21 protein-coding genes are annotated in these 22,791 nt (G+C 61.3%); 7 read left to right on the top strand and 14 right to left on the bottom strand.

Annotated features, from left to right (window positions below; translation table 11 throughout):
• Positions 1-180 precede the first annotated feature (180 nt).
• Both IDH44_RS21665 and IDH44_RS21670 read right to left on the bottom strand, forming a co-directional pair.
• Positions 181-894, bottom strand: coding sequence for a class I SAM-dependent methyltransferase (locus IDH44_RS21665; protein WP_190920912.1), 714 nt, complete (start codon positions 892-894; stop codon positions 181-183).
• Positions 891-1,703 (bottom strand): helix-turn-helix transcriptional regulator, encoded by an 813-nt coding sequence (locus IDH44_RS21670; protein WP_190920913.1) that lies wholly within the window; start codon positions 1,701-1,703, stop codon positions 891-893. The genes IDH44_RS21665 and IDH44_RS21670 overlap by 4 nt, the downstream gene beginning before the upstream one ends.
• A 135-nt stretch (positions 1,704-1,838) precedes the next feature.
• On the opposite strand from IDH44_RS21670, the gene IDH44_RS21675 reads away from it, so the two are divergent.
• Entirely contained in the window at positions 1,839-2,600 is a 762-nt protein-coding gene (locus IDH44_RS21675; RefSeq protein WP_190920914.1) for a sugar phosphate isomerase/epimerase family protein, read from the top strand.
• Between the two features lie 90 nt (positions 2,601-2,690).
• Here the strand turns inward: IDH44_RS21675 and IDH44_RS21680 are convergent, their stop codons facing one another.
• The 6 genes from IDH44_RS21680 to IDH44_RS21705 all read right to left on the bottom strand — a co-directional run bounded on the left by IDH44_RS21680 (position 2,691) and on the right by IDH44_RS21705 (position 10,261).
• Positions 2,691-3,701: an ABC transporter substrate-binding protein gene (locus tag IDH44_RS21680; RefSeq protein ID WP_190920915.1), complete on the bottom strand. Its 1,011-nt coding sequence runs from the start codon at positions 3,699-3,701 to the stop codon at positions 2,691-2,693.
• Between the two features lie 57 nt (positions 3,702-3,758).
• Positions 3,759-4,556: an ABC transporter ATP-binding protein gene (locus IDH44_RS21685; protein WP_190920916.1), complete on the bottom strand. Its 798-nt coding sequence runs from the start codon at positions 4,554-4,556 to the stop codon at positions 3,759-3,761.
• 13 nt (positions 4,557-4,569) lie between these two features.
• Positions 4,570-5,589 (bottom strand): FecCD family ABC transporter permease, encoded by a 1,020-nt coding sequence (locus tag IDH44_RS21690; RefSeq protein WP_190920933.1) that lies wholly within the window; start codon positions 5,587-5,589, stop codon positions 4,570-4,572.
• Positions 5,590-6,193: 604 nt separating this feature from the next.
• A complete protein-coding gene (locus IDH44_RS21695; protein ID WP_223869920.1) occupies positions 6,194-7,453 on the bottom strand; it encodes a TolB-like translocation protein in 1,260 nt (419 codons plus the stop codon).
• On the bottom strand, positions 7,450-9,417 hold the full coding sequence (locus IDH44_RS21700; RefSeq protein ID WP_190920917.1) for an FAD-dependent oxidoreductase: 1,968 nt from the start codon (positions 9,415-9,417) through the stop codon (positions 7,450-7,452). Before IDH44_RS21700 ends, IDH44_RS21695 begins: the two co-directional genes overlap by 4 nt.
• Complete coding sequence (locus IDH44_RS21705; protein WP_190920918.1) at positions 9,392-10,261, bottom strand: FAD-dependent oxidoreductase; 870 nt, start codon at positions 10,259-10,261, stop codon at positions 9,392-9,394. Before IDH44_RS21705 ends, IDH44_RS21700 begins: the two co-directional genes overlap by 26 nt.
• A gap of 199 nt (positions 10,262-10,460) precedes the next feature.
• On the opposite strand from IDH44_RS21705, the gene IDH44_RS21710 reads away from it, so the two are divergent.
• Positions 10,461-10,970 carry a mismatch-specific DNA-glycosylase gene (locus IDH44_RS21710; protein ID WP_190920919.1) on the top strand — a complete coding sequence of 170 codons (510 nt, stop codon included), beginning with the start codon at positions 10,461-10,463 and terminating at the stop codon, positions 10,968-10,970.
• Positions 10,971-11,153: 183 nt separating this feature from the next.
• On the opposite strand, the gene IDH44_RS21715 is transcribed toward IDH44_RS21710, so the two are convergent.
• Positions 11,154-11,522: a general stress protein gene (locus IDH44_RS21715; protein ID WP_397326823.1), complete on the bottom strand. Its 369-nt coding sequence runs from the start codon at positions 11,520-11,522 to the stop codon at positions 11,154-11,156.
• A gap of 110 nt (positions 11,523-11,632) precedes the next feature.
• Here IDH44_RS21715 and IDH44_RS21720 point away from each other — a divergent pair, with 110 nt between their 5' ends.
• Positions 11,633-12,100: a hypothetical protein gene (locus tag IDH44_RS21720; protein WP_190920920.1), complete on the top strand. Its 468-nt coding sequence runs from the start codon at positions 11,633-11,635 to the stop codon at positions 12,098-12,100.
• Positions 12,101-12,109: 9 nt separating this feature from the next.
• Here IDH44_RS21720 and IDH44_RS21725 read toward each other — a convergent pair whose 3' ends face one another.
• A complete protein-coding gene (locus IDH44_RS21725) occupies positions 12,110-12,562 on the bottom strand; it encodes an SRPBCC family protein (RefSeq protein ID WP_190920921.1) in 453 nt (150 codons plus the stop codon).
• Between the two features lie 191 nt (positions 12,563-12,753).
• Between IDH44_RS21725 and IDH44_RS21730 the strand changes: the two genes are divergently transcribed.
• Both IDH44_RS21730 and IDH44_RS21735 read left to right on the top strand, forming a co-directional pair.
• Positions 12,754-14,400: a helix-turn-helix domain-containing protein gene (locus IDH44_RS21730; RefSeq protein ID WP_190920922.1), complete on the top strand. Its 1,647-nt coding sequence runs from the start codon at positions 12,754-12,756 to the stop codon at positions 14,398-14,400.
• 93 nt (positions 14,401-14,493) lie between these two features.
• On the top strand, positions 14,494-15,540 hold the full coding sequence (locus IDH44_RS21735; RefSeq protein WP_190920923.1) for an ABC transporter substrate-binding protein: 1,047 nt from the start codon (positions 14,494-14,496) through the stop codon (positions 15,538-15,540).
• Between the two features lie 17 nt (positions 15,541-15,557).
• Here IDH44_RS21735 and IDH44_RS21740 read toward each other — a convergent pair whose 3' ends face one another.
• On the bottom strand, positions 15,558-16,103 hold the full coding sequence (locus tag IDH44_RS21740; protein ID WP_190920924.1) for a glycoside hydrolase family 88 protein: 546 nt from the start codon (positions 16,101-16,103) through the stop codon (positions 15,558-15,560).
• A complete protein-coding gene (locus tag IDH44_RS21745; RefSeq protein ID WP_190920925.1) occupies positions 16,082-17,122 on the bottom strand; it encodes a hypothetical protein in 1,041 nt (346 codons plus the stop codon). Before IDH44_RS21745 ends, IDH44_RS21740 begins: the two co-directional genes overlap by 22 nt.
• A gap of 257 nt (positions 17,123-17,379) precedes the next feature.
• Between IDH44_RS21745 and IDH44_RS21750 the strand changes: the two genes are divergently transcribed.
• Both IDH44_RS21750 and IDH44_RS21755 read left to right on the top strand, forming a co-directional pair.
• On the top strand, positions 17,380-18,510 hold the full coding sequence (locus tag IDH44_RS21750; protein WP_317890234.1) for an SPFH domain-containing protein: 1,131 nt from the start codon (positions 17,380-17,382) through the stop codon (positions 18,508-18,510).
• Positions 18,507-18,824, top strand: a complete 318-nt coding sequence (locus IDH44_RS21755; protein ID WP_190920926.1) for a hypothetical protein — start codon at positions 18,507-18,509, stop codon at positions 18,822-18,824. The genes IDH44_RS21750 and IDH44_RS21755 overlap by 4 nt, the downstream gene beginning before the upstream one ends.
• 532 nt (positions 18,825-19,356) lie before the next feature.
• On the opposite strand, the gene IDH44_RS27035 is transcribed toward IDH44_RS21755, so the two are convergent.
• Together IDH44_RS27035 and IDH44_RS21765 are read right to left on the bottom strand one after the other, a co-directional pair.
• Positions 19,357-21,135: an exosporium glycoprotein BclB-related protein gene (locus IDH44_RS27035; RefSeq protein ID WP_263364402.1), complete on the bottom strand. Its 1,779-nt coding sequence runs from the start codon at positions 21,133-21,135 to the stop codon at positions 19,357-19,359.
• Positions 21,136-21,235: 100 nt separating this feature from the next.
• Positions 21,236-22,791, bottom strand: a 1,556-nt coding sequence (locus tag IDH44_RS21765) for an S-layer homology domain-containing protein (protein WP_190920927.1), incomplete at its 5' end; no start/stop codon positions are given.

A 22,791-nucleotide genomic window follows, 5' to 3' on the forward strand; every position in this document is an offset into this window, starting at 1 on the left:
CTGTCGCCCGGGCTGTCATACGAGTGAAAAGCTTCGTAAAGAAGCCGCCCGCACGCATCATTTGACAGCACATTGCGCTCAGAGCAAAAACGCGACCGCCCTCAGGTGGTCGCGCTGGCTGTAACGGTCATGTGTCCGAATGATGCGCTAAGCGTCGTCGCTGGTGTTCGCTGGTGTCCATTAGCTCCGCTCTGACTGGCCCGCCAAGCCGGGCGAAAGCGAAAAACGCAGCAGATACGTCTCTTCATACTGCGACTTCACGTAGTCACGCGACGAACGGAAGAAGTCGCGTTCGCTGCCCAGCGTCAAAAATCCGGACGGCTGCCGGCGCATCGCCTGGGTCTGAAAGCCCGCCGCCGCAAACGCGTCTGCGAAATCGTCAAGCGCATGCATATGCGCCTCAAGACGACTGTAGCGCTCGATCTCGCGCTTGAAGAACGCTGCGCTCGCATTGTCCGACAAATCCGTGTACGTGACGTAGTATACGCCGCCGGGCCTCAGCGCTGCGGCGATCTTGCGCGCATGCTCGGGCAGGTCGCCGACCAGGTAAATCACCGACAGCGCAAACGCCAGATCGAACGCAATGCCGAGCGCCTCGGGCGAGCCGGTATTGGCATATGTCAGCGGCAGCGCGCCCTTGCGCTGCTCGGCCAGCTTGACCGATTCCGCCCCGAGATCGACGCCGACGCCTTGCGCAAAAGGCCTCGCCTGATGCAAATGACGCAAAAATCCGCCGCGGTTGCAGCCAAAATCGAGCACCTTGCACGCGGACAAGTCCGTCTCCGGCATCAGCCGGATCACTTCGTCCCAGCCCGGACGATGCTCGTCCTCCATGCTCTCCTCACTCTCGGCATGGCTCCACCATACGTCGTATACGGCTTCGTTTCGTGTCAATTCGATCCCTTCTTTCTTATTAGCTTGTTCGACCGCTTGAAGGCCTGGGGCGTCATGCCGAAGCGCGCCTTGAACAGCCGGCTGAAATGCGTGTACGTGCGAAAGCCGCAGGCGTAGGCCGCTTCCTCGAGCCCGATGTCGTCGTACAATACGCGTTCGCGCACCATGTGCAGTCTGATTGTAATGACATAATCCATGGGCGAGGTGCCGAAGGTGGCGCGAAACAGTTCGGAGGCGCGCGATACCCCAAGACCGACATGCGCCGCAATCTGCCGCAGGGTCAGCGGCTGCGTGGCCTGCTGCTCGATGTATTCCTTCATCCGGTAGGGCATATACAGCCTGGGAGCCGCTCTTGCACCACTCCGCATCAGGCGCCGAATTGCCAGCAGCAGCAAGCGCGCCAGACAGTCCTGAATCTCGGGACTGGGCTCCAGCACGCGCCGCCGCTCATATACGATGCTGCGAAAGGCCTGCACAATCTGCTCGTTCGGCCCGACATGCACGACGCGCGGCAATGCCTCATCCCACCACCAATCCACCCATTCGCCGCTGCAATAGACGAAATAATCCGCGCTGCGCAACGCCGGTCCCGACGCCGCGGGCTCCAGCCTCAATTCGTACGCGTCCGCGGGACGGCACATCAGCAAGTCCCCGCCCCCGAGCCGGTACTGAACGCCGTTCAGGCAGACGTGCGCGCTCCCCTCGACCTGCAGCCGGAACAGATAATGCCGGTGCTTCTTGCGACTTGCAAACGGCGTCTCATGCACCGCATGGTTGCAGGCCCCCAACTCGACCAACGCTTCGCTCACAAGGCCGACCTCCCAAATGAATCGTAAAATCCGCATACCAAGCGGAAGATGAACTGTGTTCATCTTAGCGGCGTTCCGCTAGGATGTAAAGGCATACACTGCAACCAAACGACAAATTAGCGAAAGGAGTACACAATGCGCAATAAAATAGCGATTCAACTGCACACGCTGCGCGATGCCTGCAAGGAGGACTTCCCCGGCGTGCTGCGCGAGCTGGGGAGGATGGGGTGGGCCGGCGTGCAACTGGCCGGCTATCACGGCTACGATCCGGAGGAACTGGCCGCCGTCATACGGGAAACCGGCATGAAGACGGCAGGACTGCACGTCCAGCTGCCCTTGATTCTGGAGCATGGCGAGCGGTTGATCCAAGAGGCCCAATTGTTCGGCACGCGAGACCTGATCTGCTCCAACACGCCGCAGGCGATGCGCAATGCCGACGGTTACCGCACGCTGCGCAGCGAATTGAACGCGTACGCCCGGCGCTGCGCAAGCGACAATATCCGCATCAGTTATCACAATCACGCCTTCGAATTCGAGACGACGATCGACGAACAGCCCGCCCTGCGCTATCTGCTCGATCCCGCGCCGGACAATGCCGTGCTGGCGGAGATCGACGTCTACTGGGTGCTGAAGGCCGGCCGCGATCCGCTCGCGTTCATCGCCCCGTATACAGGACGCATGCCCCTCATTCATTTGAAGGACATGACTGACGATGCGGAGCAGACCTTTGCCGAGATCGGCACCGGCCGGATCGATTTTCCGCCGATTCTGCAATGGGGCGAGCGCAGCGGCGTCGAATGGTATGTCGTCGAGCAGGACCGCTGCCGCCGCGATCCGATGGAATCGGTGCGCATCAGCTACACGCAACTGTCGCGCATGGCCGAGGCCTTCGCTTAGGCGCCGCGCGCGGCCGCCGGTGATGCCCGGAGCCGCATGGGGAATGCCGCCAATCGCAATGCATGCAATGCAATGCAATGCGAGTGCGGCCTACTGATACAGCTCCGGGTAGAAGCCTCGGGCCAGCGACTCCACGGTATAGGCCATGCGGCCGCCCGGCAGCACGCTCTCCAGCGAGATCGGGACGAACCGCTCCGCCTGCACGGCTGCCAGCTGCGACAAGGCCGGGTCGGCCTGGATGTCGGCGATCTTCTGCTCCAGCGACGGTGCGTCATAGTCGTGAATGACGATGACCTCCGGCTGGCGCCTCAGCACCTCCTCGTAGCTGACCGTGGTCCATTGCTGATCCTCGATGTCGTCGAATACGTTGCGGCCGCCGGCCAGCTCGATCAGCAGCGTCTCGAAATTCGGCGCGCCCGCCGTGAACACGCCGTCGCCGCCGCTGTCGTACACGAGCACATCGATCGCCTCGCGCTGTCCGACCTGCTCCTGAACAGCCGCGATGCGGGCCTGCTGATCGGCGACGAACGCCTCGGCTTCCCCCTCGATCTCAAAAATCCGGCCCAGATCGCGAATCTCTCCGTACATCTCCTCCAGCGTCGAGGCGCTGTTCATATAGGTCGTCATGCCGAGTCCGGCCAGCTCTTCGACATCCAGTGCGTCGCCGCCGAATTCCCAATCGATGCCGTAGATGAAATCAGCGCCGCTCGTAACGACGGCTTCCCGGGTCGCCGAGCCGTAGGTCAGCTCCGGAATGCGGGCGTAAGCTTCCTCGTATTCGGGCAGCGCGCCGCGGCTGTGATTGTCCAGGCTGTTGCCGATGACGAGGTCGCTCAGTCCGAGCGCGACGAACAGCTCGGACGCGTTGGGCCCGAGTGTCAGCACCTTGGAAGGCTTGTCCTCCACCGTAACCTCCCGGCCGTAATTGTCGACGGTGACCGGCGCGTAGGCCGCTGCCTGATCTCCATGGTCTGCGTTATCCTGGATGTTGTCTTGCGCGGCATCCCGGCGCTCCTCCGGCTGCTCCCCGCTGCCGCATCCCGCCAACAGTCCCGCCGTCAACATCAGGGCCGCGCCTGCGGCCAAGTACCTTTTTTTCATGCTTTCTCCCCATTTCTCTCTTAGTGTTCACACCATCCGCTTGCCGGACCGCCGGGCTTATCGCACGAGCGCCGCTTCCCGCTGCGCCATACCCGCCGGCACGTAGGCGATCGACAGCTTGCCCGTCGCCGGGTGCACCGCGACTTCCGCCGTGATGCCATACACCTCCCGGATCAGCTCGGGGGTCAGCACCTCCTCCGGCGTCCCGGCGCGATGCAGGCGCCCGGCCTTGAGCACGTAGAGGCGCGAGCAATAGAGCGCCGCCAGATTCAGATCGTGAATCGCCGCCAGCACCGTCACTCCCAGCGTCTGAATCAGATCGAACATCTGCAGCTGATAGTAGATGTCCAGGTGATTCGTCGGCTCGTCCATGATCAGGAGTTCGGTCTGCTGGGCGAGTGCGCGGGCGAGCAGCACGCGCTGCTTTTCGCCGCCCGACAGATTGCGGTAATTGCGCCGGGCCATCTCCGCCATCCCCGTCTGGGCGAGCGCAGCGGCGACGATTCGGCGATCCTCGGGGCGGTCGCCCTCGAGCAGCCTTTTGTGCGGACTCCGCCCCATGCCTACGATATCCTCCACCATAAAATCGAACGGCACCGTATTCTCCTGACCGACCACGCCCATTTGCAGCGCGAGCGCTTTGGGCTTCATCGCCTGCAGATCCTCGCCGTCCATCGCGAGCCATCCCGAGTCGGGCTTGAGCGCGCGATACACATTTTTCAGCACGGTCGACTTGCCGCTGCCGTTCGGGCCGATCAGGCCGACGAATTCGCCTTGCTTGACATGCAGCCGAATATCCGCGACCAGCGGGGAGGCATCGTAGGAATAGTTCAGGTTCTCCACTTGCAGTTTCATGTCAGCACCGCCTTTATATTCGTGGTTTGCGCTTGAGGAGCCAGATAAAAAACGGACCGCCGATCAGTGCCGTCAGCAGTCCGAGCGGCAGCTCCTGGGGCGCGATGACGATCCGAGCGACCACATCGGTCCAGACGACAAGGATGCCGCCGAGCGGCGCGCTGACGAGCAGCACGCGCTTGTGATCGGAGCCGACGAGCAGCCGCGCCATATGCGGCACCATCAGGCCGACGAAGCCGATCGAGCCGCTGACCGCAATCGTCACGCCGGCCAGCAGCGAGGCGACCAGCACGAGCAGCTTTTGCAAGCGGCTCACATGATAGCCGAGCGTGCCGGCCGTCTCGTCGCCGAGCAGCAGAGCGTTGAGCGCGCGATAACGCGTCATCAAGACCATCATGCAGCCGATCATCACGATCAGCGGCAACGTCAAATAGCCCCACTTGGCGCCGGCCAGACTGCCCGACATCCAAAATGCGGCATTGTGCAGCCCGAGCGCATTAGGGGCGCTGAGCGTGATGATATTGGTGATCGCGTCCATGATCATCGCCACGACGACACCCGAGAGCAACAGCTGCGTGATGTTGATGCTGCCCTTGACCCTGGAGATCGCATAGACTGCGATAATCGTGGCCGCCGCGCCGAGGAAGGCGCTGATCGAAAGGGCATAGGTCCCGAAAAAAGCGAACACGCCGAACAGCATGCCCAGCGTGGCCGTCGCCGCCGCGCCCGAGGACACCCCGAGGATAAACGGATCGGCCAGCGCATTGCGCACCAGCGCCTGCATGGCGACGCCGGTAACGGCAAGCGAAGCGCCGACGATCATGCCGAGCAGCACGCGCGGCAAGCGCAGCGTCCAGACGATGTTCTCGTCCAGCTGCGTCCAGGTGATCGGGATCGCATCGCGCAGCATCGGCGCCTTGCTTAGCACGATCTTGGCGACCGTGACCGGCGCCACGGCGACGGGACCGATGCCGACGGCCAGTACGACCGACAACACGCCGAACAACAGCAGCAGCGTGATCATCCATTTCATATTCGGTTCGTCGGGATTCCAGATGCTGCGAAAGCGCACCAGCGGGCTGAGTTTGTTCAAAATAAAGTCTCCTGTATCTCGTGTTACGATTTTATATTATAGTAACACAATGAAGGGGGTCTGACTAGTGCAGCGAAAATTCAGACGCCGGGCGACTCTGTCTGGAACCGGTAAAAAATAAAATAGCGACAACGCGGGCCGTAACCCTGCGTTGCCGCTGCACTCAAATGTAAATTCTGCTGAACCGCAGGAAGTCCCTTCCATACGGCATGCTCGTTCCGGCTTGATCTCCTCCAGCCCGTCGATGCCCCCCTCTGTACAGGTGAACCCTGTAATGGACATGGGAGCGCCTTAGCGCGGTTTTCCGATGTCTTTCTCCGTCTAACGGTCATACGAAACGCTTAGCGGGGATTATATAGGCCGGGGAGGTGGCAAAATGACTCTAAGCTTCGCTGATGTCCATTACAGCTGCACACCGCCCCGCTCCCGAACGCGGCGTCCGCACCCGGGCGCTCCTCATTCAGCCTTTCGCACGCGGCCCCTGCGCACTCGGCTGTCCAGCGCCCGGCCCATTCCGCACGCAGCTCGCAGCGCGCGGTACCCTCTAGAGCATACTGCCCAGATCGGCAATAAACACGCGGCGCGTGCCGCCGACGAAGCCGTTGAACACGATGTGCCGATTGTCCCGCGTCCAGGCGGGATGCGGGTCCACCCGCAGCGCCGAAGACACTGCGGTGCCCGGATTGGCGACATTGACCCGGACAAGCGTGCGCTCGGTCCCCGCCTGTATGTCGATCCACCGCAAGGGCACCGTGCCGTCGCCGAAGGCGGCAGGCTCGCGCTCGTACGTGTCGGTCAGGATGTGCCGACCGTCCGGATGGACGGTCGGATGGCCGGAGCCGGGAAGTCCCGTGATTGGGCGCAGTCCGCTGCCGTCTGCCTGGACCTCTGCCAGATCGAGCCGCCGTTCGCCGTCGATGGCCAGATTCATGGACAGCCGTTCGCCATCCGGGAACCAGTTGATATGATGCCCGCCCTTGCGCCACTGGTCCGGCCCGACGGCCACCGCGAGCTCGCTGCCGTCGGGCCTCATCGTCACGACCCAAAAGTCGAGCCCCTGGGCGATCCGATTCCAGGGCTGCGGGTCATCAGTCCGATAAGCGCGCATCGTGAACAACAGCCGATCCCCCTGCGGATTATACTTGCAATGAAAGCCGTAGCACTCGCCAGAGGCGTAGTCCCGCTCTGCAATGCCGGCCCGCTCGAACACCTCGCGAATGGAAACGAGCAGCCGGCGCTCGCCCGTCTGCGTATCGGTGGCATACAGGCCGTCATCTTCCGCCAAGCCGCGATTGCGCGGGACGCGAGCATCGGGAAGAACGACGCCGTACCCGTATTGGGTGCGGCGCATGCGTTCCGGCGCCGCGGACAGAATCGTCCGGCCGTCGGGGGAGATCCGGTAGACCCCGCCTTCCAGCCGCCGCATCTGTCCGGTCTTCGTATCCAGCCGCACGGCATGCGGCGTCCACGTGGCTGTGTCGACCTGATTGTAATACAGCATGTCGTCCGGTCCCCAATTCAGATTGGCGCCCAGCTGCGTCTCCCAGCCGCAGGTCTCGGCGACGACGCGCTGCTCGGCAGTCTGCAGGTCGATCAGCACGACCTGCGCCGCCTCGCCCGGCCGATTGAGCCGATCCTCGCGCGGCAGCCGCAGCACGGCCAGGTAACGACCGGACGGACTGACCGGATCGGTGTCGAAGAAGCGATGGATGCAGCGCCCCTCGCCCGGTGTGACGCACCAGACAGGGACGAGCGGATCGTAATCGGTGTATCGCGGGAAGGCGTCCGGGTCGAGCCGCATCATACGCCGTCCACCCGGCTCGGGCGCCGCCCCGCATCCTCGTCCGCGACAGTGGACGAGGTCGCCGCCATCCGGTCAGCGGCAGCCGCCGCATGCGCGTGGTCCCGCTCCTCCCGCCAGCGCGCCGCCGCCTGGCGTGTATAGTGCGCCAGCTTGTCGTCCATGACGTGGCGGATCTCCGAGGTGCCCTTGAAGGAAATGATCAGCGTGCCGTCCAGTTCGTCCCGGAAGCGCGCGAAGGCGCGAGCGATTCGGTCGCGCAGATCGGTGTGACGATCGCCGATGCGCGCCAGCGCCGTCACCGCATTGGAGACATACTGGAAGCGCAGATCCCGCTCATCGGAGAGAAATTCCCGATTGGCGTCGTCGAATCGGAAAGCCTCGCGCGTATGCAGCAGCGCGATCAGCTCCGACGCCGCCTCGCGGTCCGCCAGCTTGCCGAGCAGGTAGACTGCGGTATAGCCGCGCACCTGGTTATACTTGAGGCTCGTGCGCGGCACGAACGGGTCGCGCTCGGCGACCATCTCGCGGAGCACAGGCGCGGCCGCCTCGTCGCCGAGCAGCGCTAACGCGAATGCGCTGTGCCGCTGCAGGTGACCGCCTTGCTCCGTCTGCAGCCACTGCCGCAGATGCTGGCGGATGGCCTCGCCCAGTCTGCGCGCCGACCAGATCGCGATGCCCGGCTTGTCGCCGGCCAGCCCCGTCCTGATGTCCTCCGGCTCCGTCAGCCACTCGATCGCCGGCGGCGCCGGTTCGCCCGCCGCCACCCGCGGCTCGAAGTACACCTTGTGCCGCTCAGGCAGGCACCCGCTCTCCCGGAGCAGCGGAGCCAGCTCAGCATACGGCACCTCGGCGAGCGGCAGATCGCGCTTGATCGCCAGATAGGCCGCTGCAGCCGCCGCTTCTCCGCACTGCTGCATATCGCGCTTCATACGGACGCAGGAGGCCATATCGTGGTCGACCGCCAGAGCACGTCCGGCGACGAGCAAGCCGTCGAAGCCTTGCGGAATCAGAGCGCCCAGCGGGATCGGCACCGTGAATTTGAGCCCCCACAGGCCCGCCACCACCGTCCAGTCGCGCTGCAGGTCGCTCTCGAAGGCGACGTCCTTGCTATGATTGTCAATATTCGAATACGCGATGAAGACCGGCTCGCGCGTATAGTCGTCGTCCAGGAAGGAGGCGAGCGTCACATTGTCCTCCCCGACGATGAACGGGCCCTCCCTCACCCCGAGCTGCGGTGCGACGCGCAGGAAACGCTCTTCCTCCGTGTACGTATCGCGTAAGTGGGTAGAGAGAAGCGCCGAATCGACAATCGCAGCAGACATGCTCGCCGGCTGCTCCGGCCGGACGTAGCCCGAGTCGGTATAGAAGCCGCGCACACGCTTGCCGTCCAGCCGCACGAGCGGATTGGAGAACGGCTGCGGCTGCCCGTCGAAGGCCCGCCCGCCGCGCAGCTCCGCGCCGATCCAGCGAGCCAGCTCGGCGTTGCCCGTGCCGTCGATGACGATGCGGGCGCCCGCCGTGTACGAGCCGCGCTCCGGCGAGAAGCAGGCCAGTCCCTTCACTGTGCGCCCCTCCAGCAGCACGCCTGTGATCGTCGTCTCGTATCGAAGCGTAGCGCCGGCCTGCAGCGCCTCGCGCTCCAGCACGTATTGCTTGCCCTCGGCATTGACGCCGTGGGACGGCGTGAACACCTCCTGCTCCGTGGCGCGCGCTTGCTCGTCCAGACGCTCGTACACGCCTCCCCGCGAGCCGAAGTAATAGCCGATGACGGCCCCGCCCGTCCCGACGCCGCCCATGACCGTATGGCGGTCGAGCCCGAGCACACGCAGCCCGTGTCGCGCGGCGGCAACGGCTGCGATCGCGCCCGCCGTGCCGAGCCCGACGACGATCAGATCCCATGTCTCCTGCGGTTCGGCTACCGACTCCACATGCCGGGTGCTATTTCTCAGTTGACACAGTTGCATGCCCCTTCGCCTCCCTGGTCCCGAATAATCGCGCGCCCGCGTCGAGCGCAGCCAGCGGATTGTCCGCAGCCGCTGACGGCTCCCATGTCCAGCGCTCGTGCAGCCGCTGCGCGGTCTGCGCCGGCCGGACCTCGAAGGCGCCGGCGGTGGCGGCGATCGTCCACGGTCGCCACGCCTCGGGCCGACTCGCCCACAGCGAATACAGCGCGGCCCGGGCCTCCTGCCAGCTGCTGGTCGGCGGGAGCTCGAGCCCGACGATGCGCTCGGCGGGGTAGCGCCCTTGCCGCACCTGCAGCCGCTCGTCGAACAGCGGCGGAAGCGCCGCCGGTGACGCCTGCCCGTCGGTCGACGCTCCGCCATGCACATAAGCATTGAGCCGCGCCGCATCCGGCCAGGCAGGCTCGCCTGGCGTCGAGAGGCGCGTGCTGGTCGTGTCGAGGATGCGGCTCGCCCTCAGCTCGTGCAGCCCGGCCGCATCCGCGATCTCGATGCGATAGATCTCCTCCCCGGCCGTGATGCCGACGAGCTCGGTCAGGAACCGCACATCGAGTCCGCTTCGCTTGATCAGCGCGCACAGCAGCGGATGAAGCGCAGGCAGATGGAGCGGGCCGCCCTCCTCCTGCAGATTGCGGGCGCGCGCATCGGCCTGGAACGCACGAGCCAGTGCCGTCCGGGGCGCGCCGTAGCGGCTCCCGGGATGGAAGGCATCGATATATTCATGGCCGACCAGGGCGCTTCGTTCGATGACGATGACGTCGAGCCCGGCCTGCGCCGCGGCCGCCGCCGCAGCCAACCCTCGAAAGGTAGCCCCGCAAACGAGCAGCGAGGCAACATGATTCGGCATATGTCTTCCCCTCCAATGATAGCGTTATCATTCCTTCATTATAGTACGACGAGGGCGCAAGTAAATGGATTTTTGAACCGAGCTTATGGATATATGATGGATAGACATCGACGGGCTCCGAGAAGCTCGCTCGCCGCATCCCTTGCCCACAGTATATGAAGGGAGTAGAGTAGAGAGAAGGAAGGAAGTGAGATACGCGATGCGAGGCAGCACGCCCGATCATCTTGGCGCGAACATGAATCTGCTGTTCGTCGGCTTCAACCCGAGTCTGCGCTCGGGCGAGACCGGCCACCATTACGCCAATCCGCATAACCGCTTCTGGCGTATCCTGCATGAAGCAGGCCTCACCGTTCACCGGCATCGTCCCGAAGAGGACGGCGATCTGCTCGCCGCCTACGGCTACGGGTTCACCAATATTGTCGCTCGTCCGACACGCACTGCCGCTGAGATTACCAAGGCGGAATACCGCGAGGGCGCTCGCCTGCTCGCCGAGAAGCTGAACCGCTATCGTCCGCGCGTCGCCTGCTACGTCGGCAAGGGCGTCTACGAGCAGTTGACCGCGAGCCGGCCGATTCCGTGGGGCGTCCAGACGCGCCCCGTCGTACCTGGCGTGCTTGATTTTGTCGCGCCCTCCTCGAGCGGACTCGTCCGCATGCCGATTGACGAAGTCATTACGATCTATCGACAGCTGCCTGCGCTCCTGGACTAGCCCGACTCGACGCAGATTGTCCCGCGAGATTTGACAACCGGCTCCTCCGATGGGCGGTGCGTTTCATTCCCAATAGACGCAAGACAAGCCTTGTCGTCTTCGCAAGCGAACGAAGGCAACGCGGCTTGTCTCCAGTTAACGGGCTATTGGCATGTAAGCTTCGGTGAAGTCTTGTTCGTTCAGCTAGATTGCCAAGCCGGGACGGGCGTCCTTCACGACCAGAATGACTTGTCCCTTGTCCAGCTTCTCCTCCAGCTCCTCGGCCATCGGCTCCGAGAACCCGAGCTCCTTGAACTGGGCGCGGAGCTTGTCGCCGGTGCTGCGGAAGACATTTTTGACCTGCGTGTCCATTCCCTGCTCCTTCATGCCGACCGTGTTGGCATCCGCGTTGTCCGCCACCCGTTTCGTACGGTCCTTATCGTGTGCAATGACATAGATATCGTCCTCGTCTACGCCTTTGCTTTGCAGGCTTTGCACGGCATTTACAATTTCCTCGTCATTGGAAAATGGTTTGTAGATGGGGTTCATCATCATCGCCTCCTTGCCTTCCATTTACACCGGCTCCGTTCAAGTTGAAACAGGAATCTCTCTCGCTCCCCGTGATAATTTCTGGCATAACGGACATCTTATGGGGTAGTACTCTCTGAAGGGATGATTGCCAGATGTGGATGCAACTGCTGCTTTGGAGCGGGTTGATTTTGCCTTGGTTCACCTTGTATTTCATGCGTCGCGAAGCCTTTAAGCGCTATTTGCCGGTAGCCTTGTTCACCACTGTTTTGACCATGAACCTGTACGAGCTTGGGTATGTGTATGAGTGGTGGCGCATCGGGAGGACGATTGTGCCCTGGGGGCATATTACCAACGTCCCGATCATGTTCGGCGTCTTTTTTGTGAGCACGCTCTGGATTTTTCATTTGACCTTTCGGAGCGCTTGGCTTTATTTTCTGGTCAACGCCGCCTTGGACTTGTCCACCGTGTACCTATTGGACGATTTATTGGCCTGGATCGATATTTTCACGTTCGTCAATTTGACCAGATGGGAGACATTCCTCATCATGACCGGTCAGGCCATCGTCATTTACGGCTTTCAGCGCTGGTACGAATCTGAACCGCAGGTCCGCTATGCGTAGCGGGATAGGCTACTCCCCGGAGAAGCGCTCCCGGATCGCATGCGCGCGATGGGCAAAAATCGCCTCGACTTGCGCCCTGACAAACGGATAAGCGACCAGTCCGAACGGAAAAAAGGGCAGCGAATATTCCACGTGATCGTCCATGATGGTGCGTCCGTCCTCTTCCCGGAATCGATGTGTGTGCACCCACGATTTATACGGGCCGCTCAATTGCTCGTCTACAAATTCGTACGGCGGGTTCCACACCGGAATCCGGGTGCGCCACCTCGCGGGTATGCCGTTGATGCGCAGCTTGTATTCGATCAGCACGTCCTCCTCCATCTTGATCGGCAAGGGCGTCAAAATTTGAAAACGAAGCGAAGGAGGCGTGATGCGCTCCAGGTTCCCGGCTGCTGAAAAAAAAGCGAATACGTCTTCGATCGGGGCCTCAATGGACGTGCGGGTCCGAAAATGGTGCTTCATAAGCAGCTTCTCCTCCTTTATTCTACTCTAAGCTTACCCCTTTTTTTGTCCTTCTCACAATGACAGGCGCCCATCCCAGTCCGCTGCGCAATATTTTTATTTAGACTGGCTTGTCTGACCGCATGCGAATTTCTTATAATGAGAATGACTATCATTTAAATGGCACGATACGAGGTTATGGAGGGAATGCAATGTGGAATCAAGCGCCGGCTGTTTTTGCACTGACGGAAGCTCGTTCGCTGACCGTGGCTCCCAAGCAATCCGTTCGCTTGTTGCTGGAGCATCACACGATCCTCATCGTCTCGGCCGGATTCGGCTCGGCGCAGCTGGTTCGGAGGTCGACCCCGGTCCAGCTGCAGTATGCCCGGATGCTAGTCGGCTCTGCAGGCGATGCATGGGAGCTCCGGAGCGACCCGTCTGAACAACTGCGGGCGCACCTGATCACGTATGACGCTTTTCAGGAGCAAGTGCCAGCGCCAGCGGGCCGCCGCCGCCTTATTCAACTTCCCGTCCAGGCGTCTCGCTTGCCCTCTTGGTTCGCTGAGATCGGGGAAAAAGAAGTGAGCCTCGCGCGCCAACTCGTAATGGCAGCCGCCGCGCCTGCCCGCAGCCGTCTTGACGCGAATGTGTCAACCGGGAGGATGCTCTACGAGTTGCTCGACGGCATACGCGATCGGTTCTCCTCGTCAGCCGCTCCCTCGGACGACAAGCATGCCGCGATAGAGGGAGCTGTCGCCTATATCGAACGCCACTATGCAAGCAAGCTGACAAGAGCACAAGTGGCACGCATCTTCGGTCTCAGCCTCAAAGCGTTCACTTCCGGCTTGAAGGAAGCGACAGGCCGCAGCTTCGTGCAGTTCGTCAACGATATTCGTGTGCGCAGGGCGAAGGAGCAACTGCTCAGTACGCGCCGCAAGCTGAGCGAAATCGCCCATCGCGTCGGATACAAGGATGAATTTTACTTGAGCCGCAAATTCAAGCAGACGGTCGGCGTAGCCCCGTCTGTCTATCTCAAGCGTCCGAAGACAATCGCCTCCATGGATCATGCCTATACGCTCGACCTCTTGTCGCTGGGCATATCCCCCGCCGTGGCGCTGGCCGATCCATGGCTGAAGTGTCAGTACCCGCACTTGCTCGCGGTAGAGGGATGCCACGCCATCGACTGGGGATGGCATCGACAGGAACGCTACAACTTGCTAGAGGCCAAGAGTCCGGACGTCATCATCCATGCCGAGCTGGGCGGCGAGGATCTGGACGCATTCCGCAAGATTGCCCCGGTGCTGCAGATCCCCTGGAAAGGAATCGGCTGGCGCGACCACTTCCGCATGGTCGCCGATATCGTCGATCAGACGCGCGAGGCCGAGCGCTGGCTGCAGCACTTCGGCGAAAAGCTGGAGCAGGCGAAAGAGCAGCTGCACCGCCTTCTCGGTCCGCCTGCGACGATCGCGATGTTTAATATCCGCGAGAGCCGCATGGCCTTGTATGGCTCGGGCTATATGGGCGCCGATCTGCTCTACCACTCGCTCGCTCTGCGTCCGCCGGACAGTATGCGGGGGACTGGCGCAGAAGACTGCGAATGGCGCGAAATGGAAATGGAAGAGCTCGAACTGCTCGATGCCGACTATATGATTGTCGCAGTGGAAAACAGTGCCGGCGGACGGCTCCGGGCCCAAACGGTCATGCGGCAAGCGGTGTGGAACAACCTGCGCGCGGTACGCAACGGGCATATGTTTGTCGTCGATATGACGAAATGGTACGGCTATGGCCCTGCAGCGATCGAGTTGCAGCTGGCCGAACTGCTCGATTTGCTGGGCAAGCGGGATCAAAAGTCCAAATGAATCCGGCCGTATTGGACATGGACGAAATGACGGTTGCTTGCTATTATCGATGATGATAATCATTATCATTAATAGCCGGGAGGAAGAATCAGTATGCACATCGCCACCACCATCACGAGGCTCAGCATCATGCTGCTGGCCGTTGCCTTCATTCTGGGCGCCTGCGGCAGCACCAATGCCAATACCGAGTCAGCGTCAAGCACAGCACAGGAAGAAGGAGCAGACAACGCTACAGGGGGCAACGCACCGGACGGAGCGCAGAAGTCGGAAGGCGAGGCGGCAAGCGACGCCCCGAGCGAGACCGAAGACATGCCGGCCACGAGGCTCTACGAACATGTATCCGGCGAGACGGAGATTCCGACTGAACCGAAGCGCATTGTCTCCGATTGGTACTACGGGGACATGGTCGCACTCGGGGTCAAGCCGATCGGCCTGACCAGCTATGTCCTGAACAACCATCCGTTCATCGAACCGGACGGCACGGAGGACATTGGCAGCACGCCTAATCTGGAAAAGGTGCTGGAGATGGAGCCCGATCTGATCGTATTGTACGGGCACAACGACAGCTACGAGGAATTCAGCAAAATTGCGCCGACGATCGGGGTGGAGCTGTACCCGGATCCGATCAACTCCGTCCAAGTGTTTGGCGATATATTGGGCAAGCAGGAGGAAGCCGAACAGTGGATCGCGGACTTCGAAGCGAAAGTCGAGCAGGCGCAGCAGAAAATCGCCGGGCATGTCGCCCCCGATGAAACGTTTACGATCTTCACCGTATGGCGCGATGAGCTGCGCGTATATGGAGACATCAACATGGGCGGGTATATTCTGTACAAGGCGCTGCAGTTGCAGCCGCAGGAGCGCGTGCTCCGCGATATCATCGAAGGCGATGCGGTCAATGCCGGCAGCCCGATTTCCAGAGAAGCGCTGCCCAGCTTCGCCGGGGACCACATCATCCTGACCGTCTTCGACGGGGAGGATACCGAGCAAACGCTCAAGGACAGCGCCATTTGGAAAAGTCTTGAGGCCGTGCAAAACGATCGCGTGTACGAAATCGACTTTGACTTGCTCTATAACGAAGACCCGGTCGCAATGGAGCAGCAAATCGATATTCTCACCGACGCAATTACAGGCGCCCGATAATCGGGCGCCTGTAGTCGCTAGCGCAACGCCGCATACAGCTGAGCCAGCAGACCCATCCCCATCTGCGAAATGACGCGGTAGTCGCCGCGCTGCAGCGCCTCGCCGCCTCGATTGCTCTGCGAGACGCCGGTTAGCAGCCCGTCAGGGGTGAGATGCTCCAGCAGCGCGCCGAAGGCGCGCTCTGCCGACGCCAACGCGCCGCAATCGACCGGCAACAGGCCCGCACGAGCGCCCGCCGCGAGCGCGGCTGCGATGCCGGCGCTACCCGACGTATCGGGCGCCACCGTATGATCGTCCACGAAGCAGGACCAGAGCCCGTCGCCGCGCTGATGGCGCATCGCCACGGCGGCGATGCGCACGCATTCCGCACGCAGATCGGCCATCGTCCTGTCGTCCGGACGGAGTTCCTCCGGCAACTGCTCCAGCTCCGTCAGCGCGCGCGTCAAGCCCAGCATATACCACGCATAGGCGCGCGCCCAATGTTGAAACGTCCGGCGTCCATCCCGCATATAGCGCAGGTGCAAATGTCCGGCGTCATCGATCAGTCGATCCCGTCGCGCCAATAGCTGCCGCCCGCCAGCTCGGCCAGCTCGCCGTCGGCGCGCAGCCGCGCCAGTACGGCGAGCGGGTAGGCGATCGTATACGAGCCCTCCGCCGACAGCGTGTCCCCGTCTTGAATGACGTTCTCCTCGTCCGCCTCTGCCCGACCGAGCCAGAAGTCAAGCGCAACCGCCAGGGACGGGTGATCCGGCCACACCTGGGCGACGATGGCGAATGGCAGCGTCATCTCAATATTGCACACACGGCCATCCATCGGCTCGCTGCGCGGGTTCTCGTAGCGCAGCCCGCCATGCGCATCGTAGAATAATGCCAGCTGCGCCTCGATCGTCGCCTGTGGCGCCATCCCAGCCGGCAGCGAAGCGCAGCGCGTCAAGGCGAGCAGGCCGTCCAGCACGCAGCCGCCCATCCAGGAGTACTCCTGGATGGAATCGTAGGAGAGCATACGTGTCAGGAAGGCTTCCCGACGCGCCTCAGTCTCGCCCGGTTGCAGTTGCGATTGCGGTTGTGGATGCGGTTGCCGCGCCGCCGCGCTCCCTGCACCTGCATCCAGTCGCCCCTCCTGTGCAACGCCCGAATCCAGGAGCAGATGCGGCACGTACAAGGTCGAGGGCTGCGGCGCCGCCGGCTCAAAAAACAGCCACAACGGCTGCTCGCCCTTCGTCATGCGCAGGCTGAGCCCTTCGCGAAGTGCCGCCGTTGCCGCGGCTTGATCAAGCAGCAGCTCGAATGGCTGAAATACATAAGCATATCGAATATCCAGCTCGCCTACTGCCGTTTTCGATTCGGTCAGAAGGACCTCAATCCGCTTCTCCTCCCGTACGTCCAGTGCGACTGTGACGCGCAGTCGAGCGCTTGTGCCCGTCCATTCATCTGCGTCCGCTTTCCAATAAAGCCCAGTCGCAGCGCCGCCTGATGCTTGAACCGGAATGGCCCGCCAGCCAAACGGCAGCCTTTTGTCCGGCGCAATCGCCAGCTCAGGCGCCTCCACCTGCGAAGCGAGCCGAATGTCCCAGTTTTGCATGCGTTTCTCATCCTTCCCTTAGCTTCGGACTTCCCCACAATCTAGCTTAGAGAATTGCGAAACGGGGAAGCAATGCAAGATTCTATGGTTATTAGAGGATTTTACGAATATGCAGAATCACACTTGCATAACTGCCGTGATTTGCGAAAATCCGAACTTTTTATTGCCGGAATTAGGAACGATAGAATGGACGTATACGAGATATGGAAAAAAGAAGTAGAACGCTTTAAGGAGGTGGTCTTCTGGCTATCATTGACGTGGTGAAATTTTACTGCATCGCCAAGCGGAATTGGCTGGTCTACCGGTACCCCGGCGACAGCTTCGTCATCGGCACCCAACTGATCGTCGGCGAGGGCCAGATTGCCGTCTTTTTCAAGGGCGGCAAGGCCATGGATTTTTTGGGCGCGGGTACATACACGCTGCATACCGGGAACATCCCGATCCTGCAATCGATAATCAACCTTCCGTTCGGGAATACAACGCCGTTCAAGGCCGAGCTCTTCTTCATCAATCGCACCGTCAAGCTCGACCTGCTCTGGGGGACCAGCGACCCGATCAGCCTGATCGATCCCAAGTACAAAGTCCGGCTCCGGGTGCGGGCGTTTGGCCAATTCGGCATGCGCATATCCGACTACCGCGTCTTCCTGACCGAGCTGATCGGCGCGCTCGGCGACCGCGAGGTCGTCAAGTACGATATGGTGCTGGATTATTATCGCGGTGTCACCGTCACCAAGATCAAGACGCTGATCGCCGACACGATCATCAACAAAAAAATATCCGTGCTGGAAATCGCGCCGATGCTGGAGGAGCTGTCCAAAGCGGCCGAAGCGAGCGTCTCGGATGAATTTAGCCGGTTTGGCATCGAAATCGTCAATTTCTATCTGTCCTCGATCAATTTCCCGGACGAGGATTTCGACAAAATCAACAAGCTGCTCGGCGAGCGCGCCGCCTTTGACATCAGCGGCGACCATCGCTACAGCGTCAAGCGCTCGTTTGACGTGATGGAGACGGCGGCAGGCAATGAGAGCGACGGCGGTCTGGCCTCGGCGGGGCTCGGACTGGGCATCGGCGGCCCTGTCGGGCAGGCGTTCGCCCAATCCACGGAGCGCGTGTTCACCACACAGCCCCGTCAGGAGACTGTGGAGTGCGGGTCCTGCGGGCATGCCAACAAAGCCGGCAACAAATTTTGCGGCAATTGCGGCGGCAAGCTGGCACCTGCCCGCGCGCAATGCGGCGCCTGCGGCTCCGAGGTGGACGGCCGCGCCAAGTTTTGCCCGGAATGCGGCAATTCAATGCAAAAATTGCAATGCCCGGGCTGCGGACACGAGCATGAGCCGGGCACCAAATTTTGCTCCGAATGCGGAACCCGGGTGGGGGGCGAAGCATGAGAATCGGCAGCCTCTCGCTCGGTACGATGATCAAGCTGGCGCTTTGCTTTGTTTTCGACTTCGCTCTGCTGCTGGCGTATGTCCAATTCCTGGCGCTGTTCGGGCTGGTGGCGCCGCTCAAGTCGCTGCTCGTGCTGGCGGTGCTGTTGGCCGGACTGGGCGTGGGGGCGCGTAGGTGCGCGCCTCGACGGCTCTGCTTCTTACGGACATTTTTGTCCGTTAGCGCTAGTTATCCAGCAAAATCTCGTTCTTACGGTCATTTTTGTCCATTAGAACGAGATTTTGGCATGAACACAGACGCCGGAGCCCGCTAACGGTCAAACGTGTCCGTTACAATGTGCATGAAGGGCAATCGGCGTTGAAATGGACATTTTTGTCCGTTACAGATCACAACGGAGAGGGCCTCTTTTGCGGTCGACCCTCTCACCGCTAGGCAATGCGTGCTTAGTGTCCATCACAGAATAACCTGGTGCGATTGAAACCGTCTTTATCTCCTCACCATCCGCCAACGAACCTAACGGTTGCCACAGCGGCTATCGAGCCCCGAAAAGCGCCGATTGAATTGTAACGGTTGCCACAGGTCTTATTTTCTTGAAATCCATCGAAAAAACGCAATTGAGGCCAAATAAGCGCTGTGGCAACCGCTAGCCTGGAAATCCCCTGAAATCGATCGAAATAAGCGCGCTCGCAACCGTTAGCTGAGGTGAGTCCCTTTGCCCGCCTGATGGATTACGTGATGGATTAGCTGTCTTTGGTTATTTCGTGAAGGATCCTTAGTTGCATTTGCATGCTATTCAACGAAAACCCCGGAGGAGCTAGGCTCCTCCGGGGTTTTCGATTCGATAGTTAGGACGAAATCTCGATACCAGCGCTTGCGTATCCAGGAATGGAATTTGTCAACGAGATACCTGTTGCAGTAGCTGAGAATACGAGTAAATATCGCGTATTTGCCGTGATTGGAATATTGAGTCCTGTCGTGCTGCCATTGCTTGTCGTACCGATTGTCAAAACGCCGGTTAGGGAGGGAGCAAGCGTCACAGCAGCACCCGGCACCGGTAGGAAGGTGTTTCCGGATGCGGAACTGTAAAGCTGAGCTTGCACCGTAATCGTCGTGCCCACCAAGCTTTGAGCGTTCGTGGTGCTAAAAAAGGCGGACATGGACGTCAACGTTCCGTTACGAGGAACAGAGAATGCATAATTAATATTTACGCCTGATGCTCCGGTCAGATCGATGGCACCGCCGCTTGCCGAAATTTGATCCGAGCTGCCGAATCCGAGCATCCCCATCTGGCCGCTCAATCCGCCAGAAATGGTGGTCATCGTAATGGGCATTCCCGAGGAAAATGGAATGATTGCCGACCCGCCTGTGCCCGCGGGGCCTTGTGGGCCTGCTGGGCCTGCTTCGCCTTGCGGACCTTGTAATCCTATCGGGCCTGCTTCGCCCTGCTCGCCCGCCGGACCTTGCGGTCCTGCCGGGCCTGCTTCGCCCTGCTCGCCCGCCGGACCTTGCGGTCCTGCCGGGCCTGCTTCGCCCTGCTCGCCCGCCGGACCTTGCGGTCCTGCCGGGCCTGCTTCGCCCTGCTCGCCCGCCGGACCTTGTGGTCCTGCCGGGCCTGCTTCGCCCTGCTCGCCCGCCGGACCTTGCGGTCCTGCCGGGCCTGCTTCGCCCTGCTCGCCCGCCGGACCTTGCGGTCCTGCCGGGCCTGCTTCGCCCTGCTCGCCCGCCGGACCTTGTGGTCCTGCCGGACCTGCTTCGCCCTGCTCGCCCGCCGGACCTTGCGGTCCTGCCGGGCCTGCTTCGCCCTGCTCGCCCGCCGGACCTTGCGGTCCTGCCGGGCCTGCTTCGCCCTGCTCGCCCGCCAGACCTTGCGGACCTGCCGGACCTGCTTCGCCTTGCTCGCCCGCCGGACCTTGTGGTCCTGTCGGACCTGTCGGGCCTTCGGGTCCAATATCTCCTTGGTCTCCCTTTGGCCCCGCAGGGCCGGCTTCACCCTGCTCACCTTGCGGCCCTGCGGGACCTACTGTGCCAGGTGCACCGTCGTCTCCCCGGTCTCCTTTCGGACCGGTGGGACCCGATGGCCCCCGGTCCCCCTTCTCACCTTCGGGTCCGCTCTGTCCAGTCGGGCCTGCCGGTCCCTGGGGACCTGGCTCCGCTGGTTCGTCAGCTCCCGAATCAGGATTCGATGTAATGGTCACTGTTTTCATTTCTTGACTCCACAGCACAGCGGCACCTAGCGATTCTGACAAGAAGCGCACAGGTACCATTACCCGTCCACGGATTAGCTGGCCAGGCGCAAAAAGCATGATTTCTGTCAGTTCATCTTGCTTCCAGCGCTTGGCCGTATCGCTTCCAATGGTCAGCTCAATTCGGGTGTCTCCCTTTACCACCGTAACCGTCTGCGTCGTCTTGTCCCATTCGAGCGAAGCATTCAACTCGTCAGCCACCCAGCGCATCGGAACCAATAACGTGTAGTTAACCATAACCGGCGCTACATCTTCCTCGACCACTTGACTATCCACAATCAGACGAATTCCGCTTGCCTGCGCCACTGTTCCAAGCGAGAGGGTAAAGGCCAACATTATGGCTAACAAAAAAATAGTCCGCATCCCTTTAGTATTGATCAACGTGATTCCTCCAGATTTTAATTTTCACTCCCACGCCCCCGAATCAAAATTCACCTATAAGGGGCGCGGGGTGAGCTTCTTCATGAGTTGCGCTTCTTCATTAGTCGATCCAGCCTGCCGCCTGCATCATCCTGCGCAGCAATGCGGCCATCTCCTCGCGCGTCAGCTCGGCGTCCGGACGGACAGCGCCGACAGAATCGCCGCGCAGAATATCCCATGCGCGCAGCACCGCCATGCCTTCCCGCGCCCATGGCGCGATCTGCCCGGCATCGTTCCAGCCCGATAGCAGGCTGCCCACCTGTTGTTCGCTAAGCGCCGAATCGGTGCCCATGACGACCATTGCCCGCGAGAGCATGACGGACGCTTCCTCGCGTGTCAGCGGGGCGTCCGGACGGAAGCTGCCGTCGGGACCGCCCGTGACAAGCCCGATTGCCGCAGCCGTTACGATCGCATCTGCATACCAAGCGTCGCCGTTCACATCCTCGAAGGACTGCTCGCTTCCGCGCGCAGGCATGCCCAGCGCCCGAATCAGCAGCGTTGTCAACTCAGCGCGTGTAATCGCACGCTGCGGCTCGAACGCCTCGGCTGATGCGCCTCGGATAATAAGGCGCCCTGCCATATCCGCGATATCCGCTTCGCTCCAGCGCCCTTCGATATCCTCGAAGGACGGAGTATGGTGGATCAGCGCGAACACCCCATCCAACCTGCTGTGCGCCTGAGCCACCCGCATACCTGCCGACCGGGTCGGCAGCGGGAGCAGCGTACCGTCCTCGCCAAGCCATACCATCGTGGGCGTCAGTTCCCTGGCATCCCCTTCCGGCAACGGCAGCGATAGCATTCCATATGCACGCCAATTCGAAAGACTTTGCTGTGTTCCGCCTTGGAGGATTGCGATGCTCAGCCGCACAGGCTCGCCGATCTGCTCGCCCGGCAGTTCTCCATCGAGCAATGCGGTGTCGTTGGCCGACAGCATGCCGATCGCAATGCGAAGCTGGGCCGTCTGCGCGTCCTGCCCCTCCTCCTGCATGTCGGGAAGCGGGATCGCGTTTATGTTGAGCTGTAGCGTGGCTCCTGGTGCTTGCACGACCAGGTTAATGCCCTTGTTCGCCAGCAGCCGGGTTGCGTCGTAGCTCCATTCAATTGACACGTCGCTCATTGGCTCTAGTTCACCAGCATCGATTCGGATCGTCGTATTTTCCGGCAATGCTTCCACAATGGACAGGAACTGCTCTTCATCGACTGGGCGAATGAGATAGAGCGGACGTCCATTCTGTTGCTCGGTCCTCGTTGCAGCCAGGACGGATGTCTGCTCACCATTAATGATCAGGTCGAAGCGCCCCGTGCTCTCTTGTTCGTTTTCCTCATCTTGCTCATCGGGTTCATTGTCGTGATCATCATCTTCTCCCGCTACTGGCGGTGGTGCAGGCAATACCATGATGCGCATTGTAAAAGTCTGCGTATCGCTCTCCGTACCCTTGCTAATCGTCGCCGTCAGCGTCACGCTCGCGTCACTCTCCGTGTACGCCGGACGCGTCACCGTGCCGTCCGTGCCCACCACAGCCGAGTCGCTGCTCGACCACGTAATCGTCGTGCCGCTTGCCCCGCTCGTCGGCAGCTCAATGTCCTGCGTCACGCTCGTGGCGCTGTCCCCAGCAG

This window comes from Paenibacillus sabuli (genome assembly GCF_014705605.1).
Classification (GTDB): domain Bacteria; phylum Bacillota; class Bacilli; order Paenibacillales; family Paenibacillaceae; genus Paenibacillus_D; species Paenibacillus_D sabuli.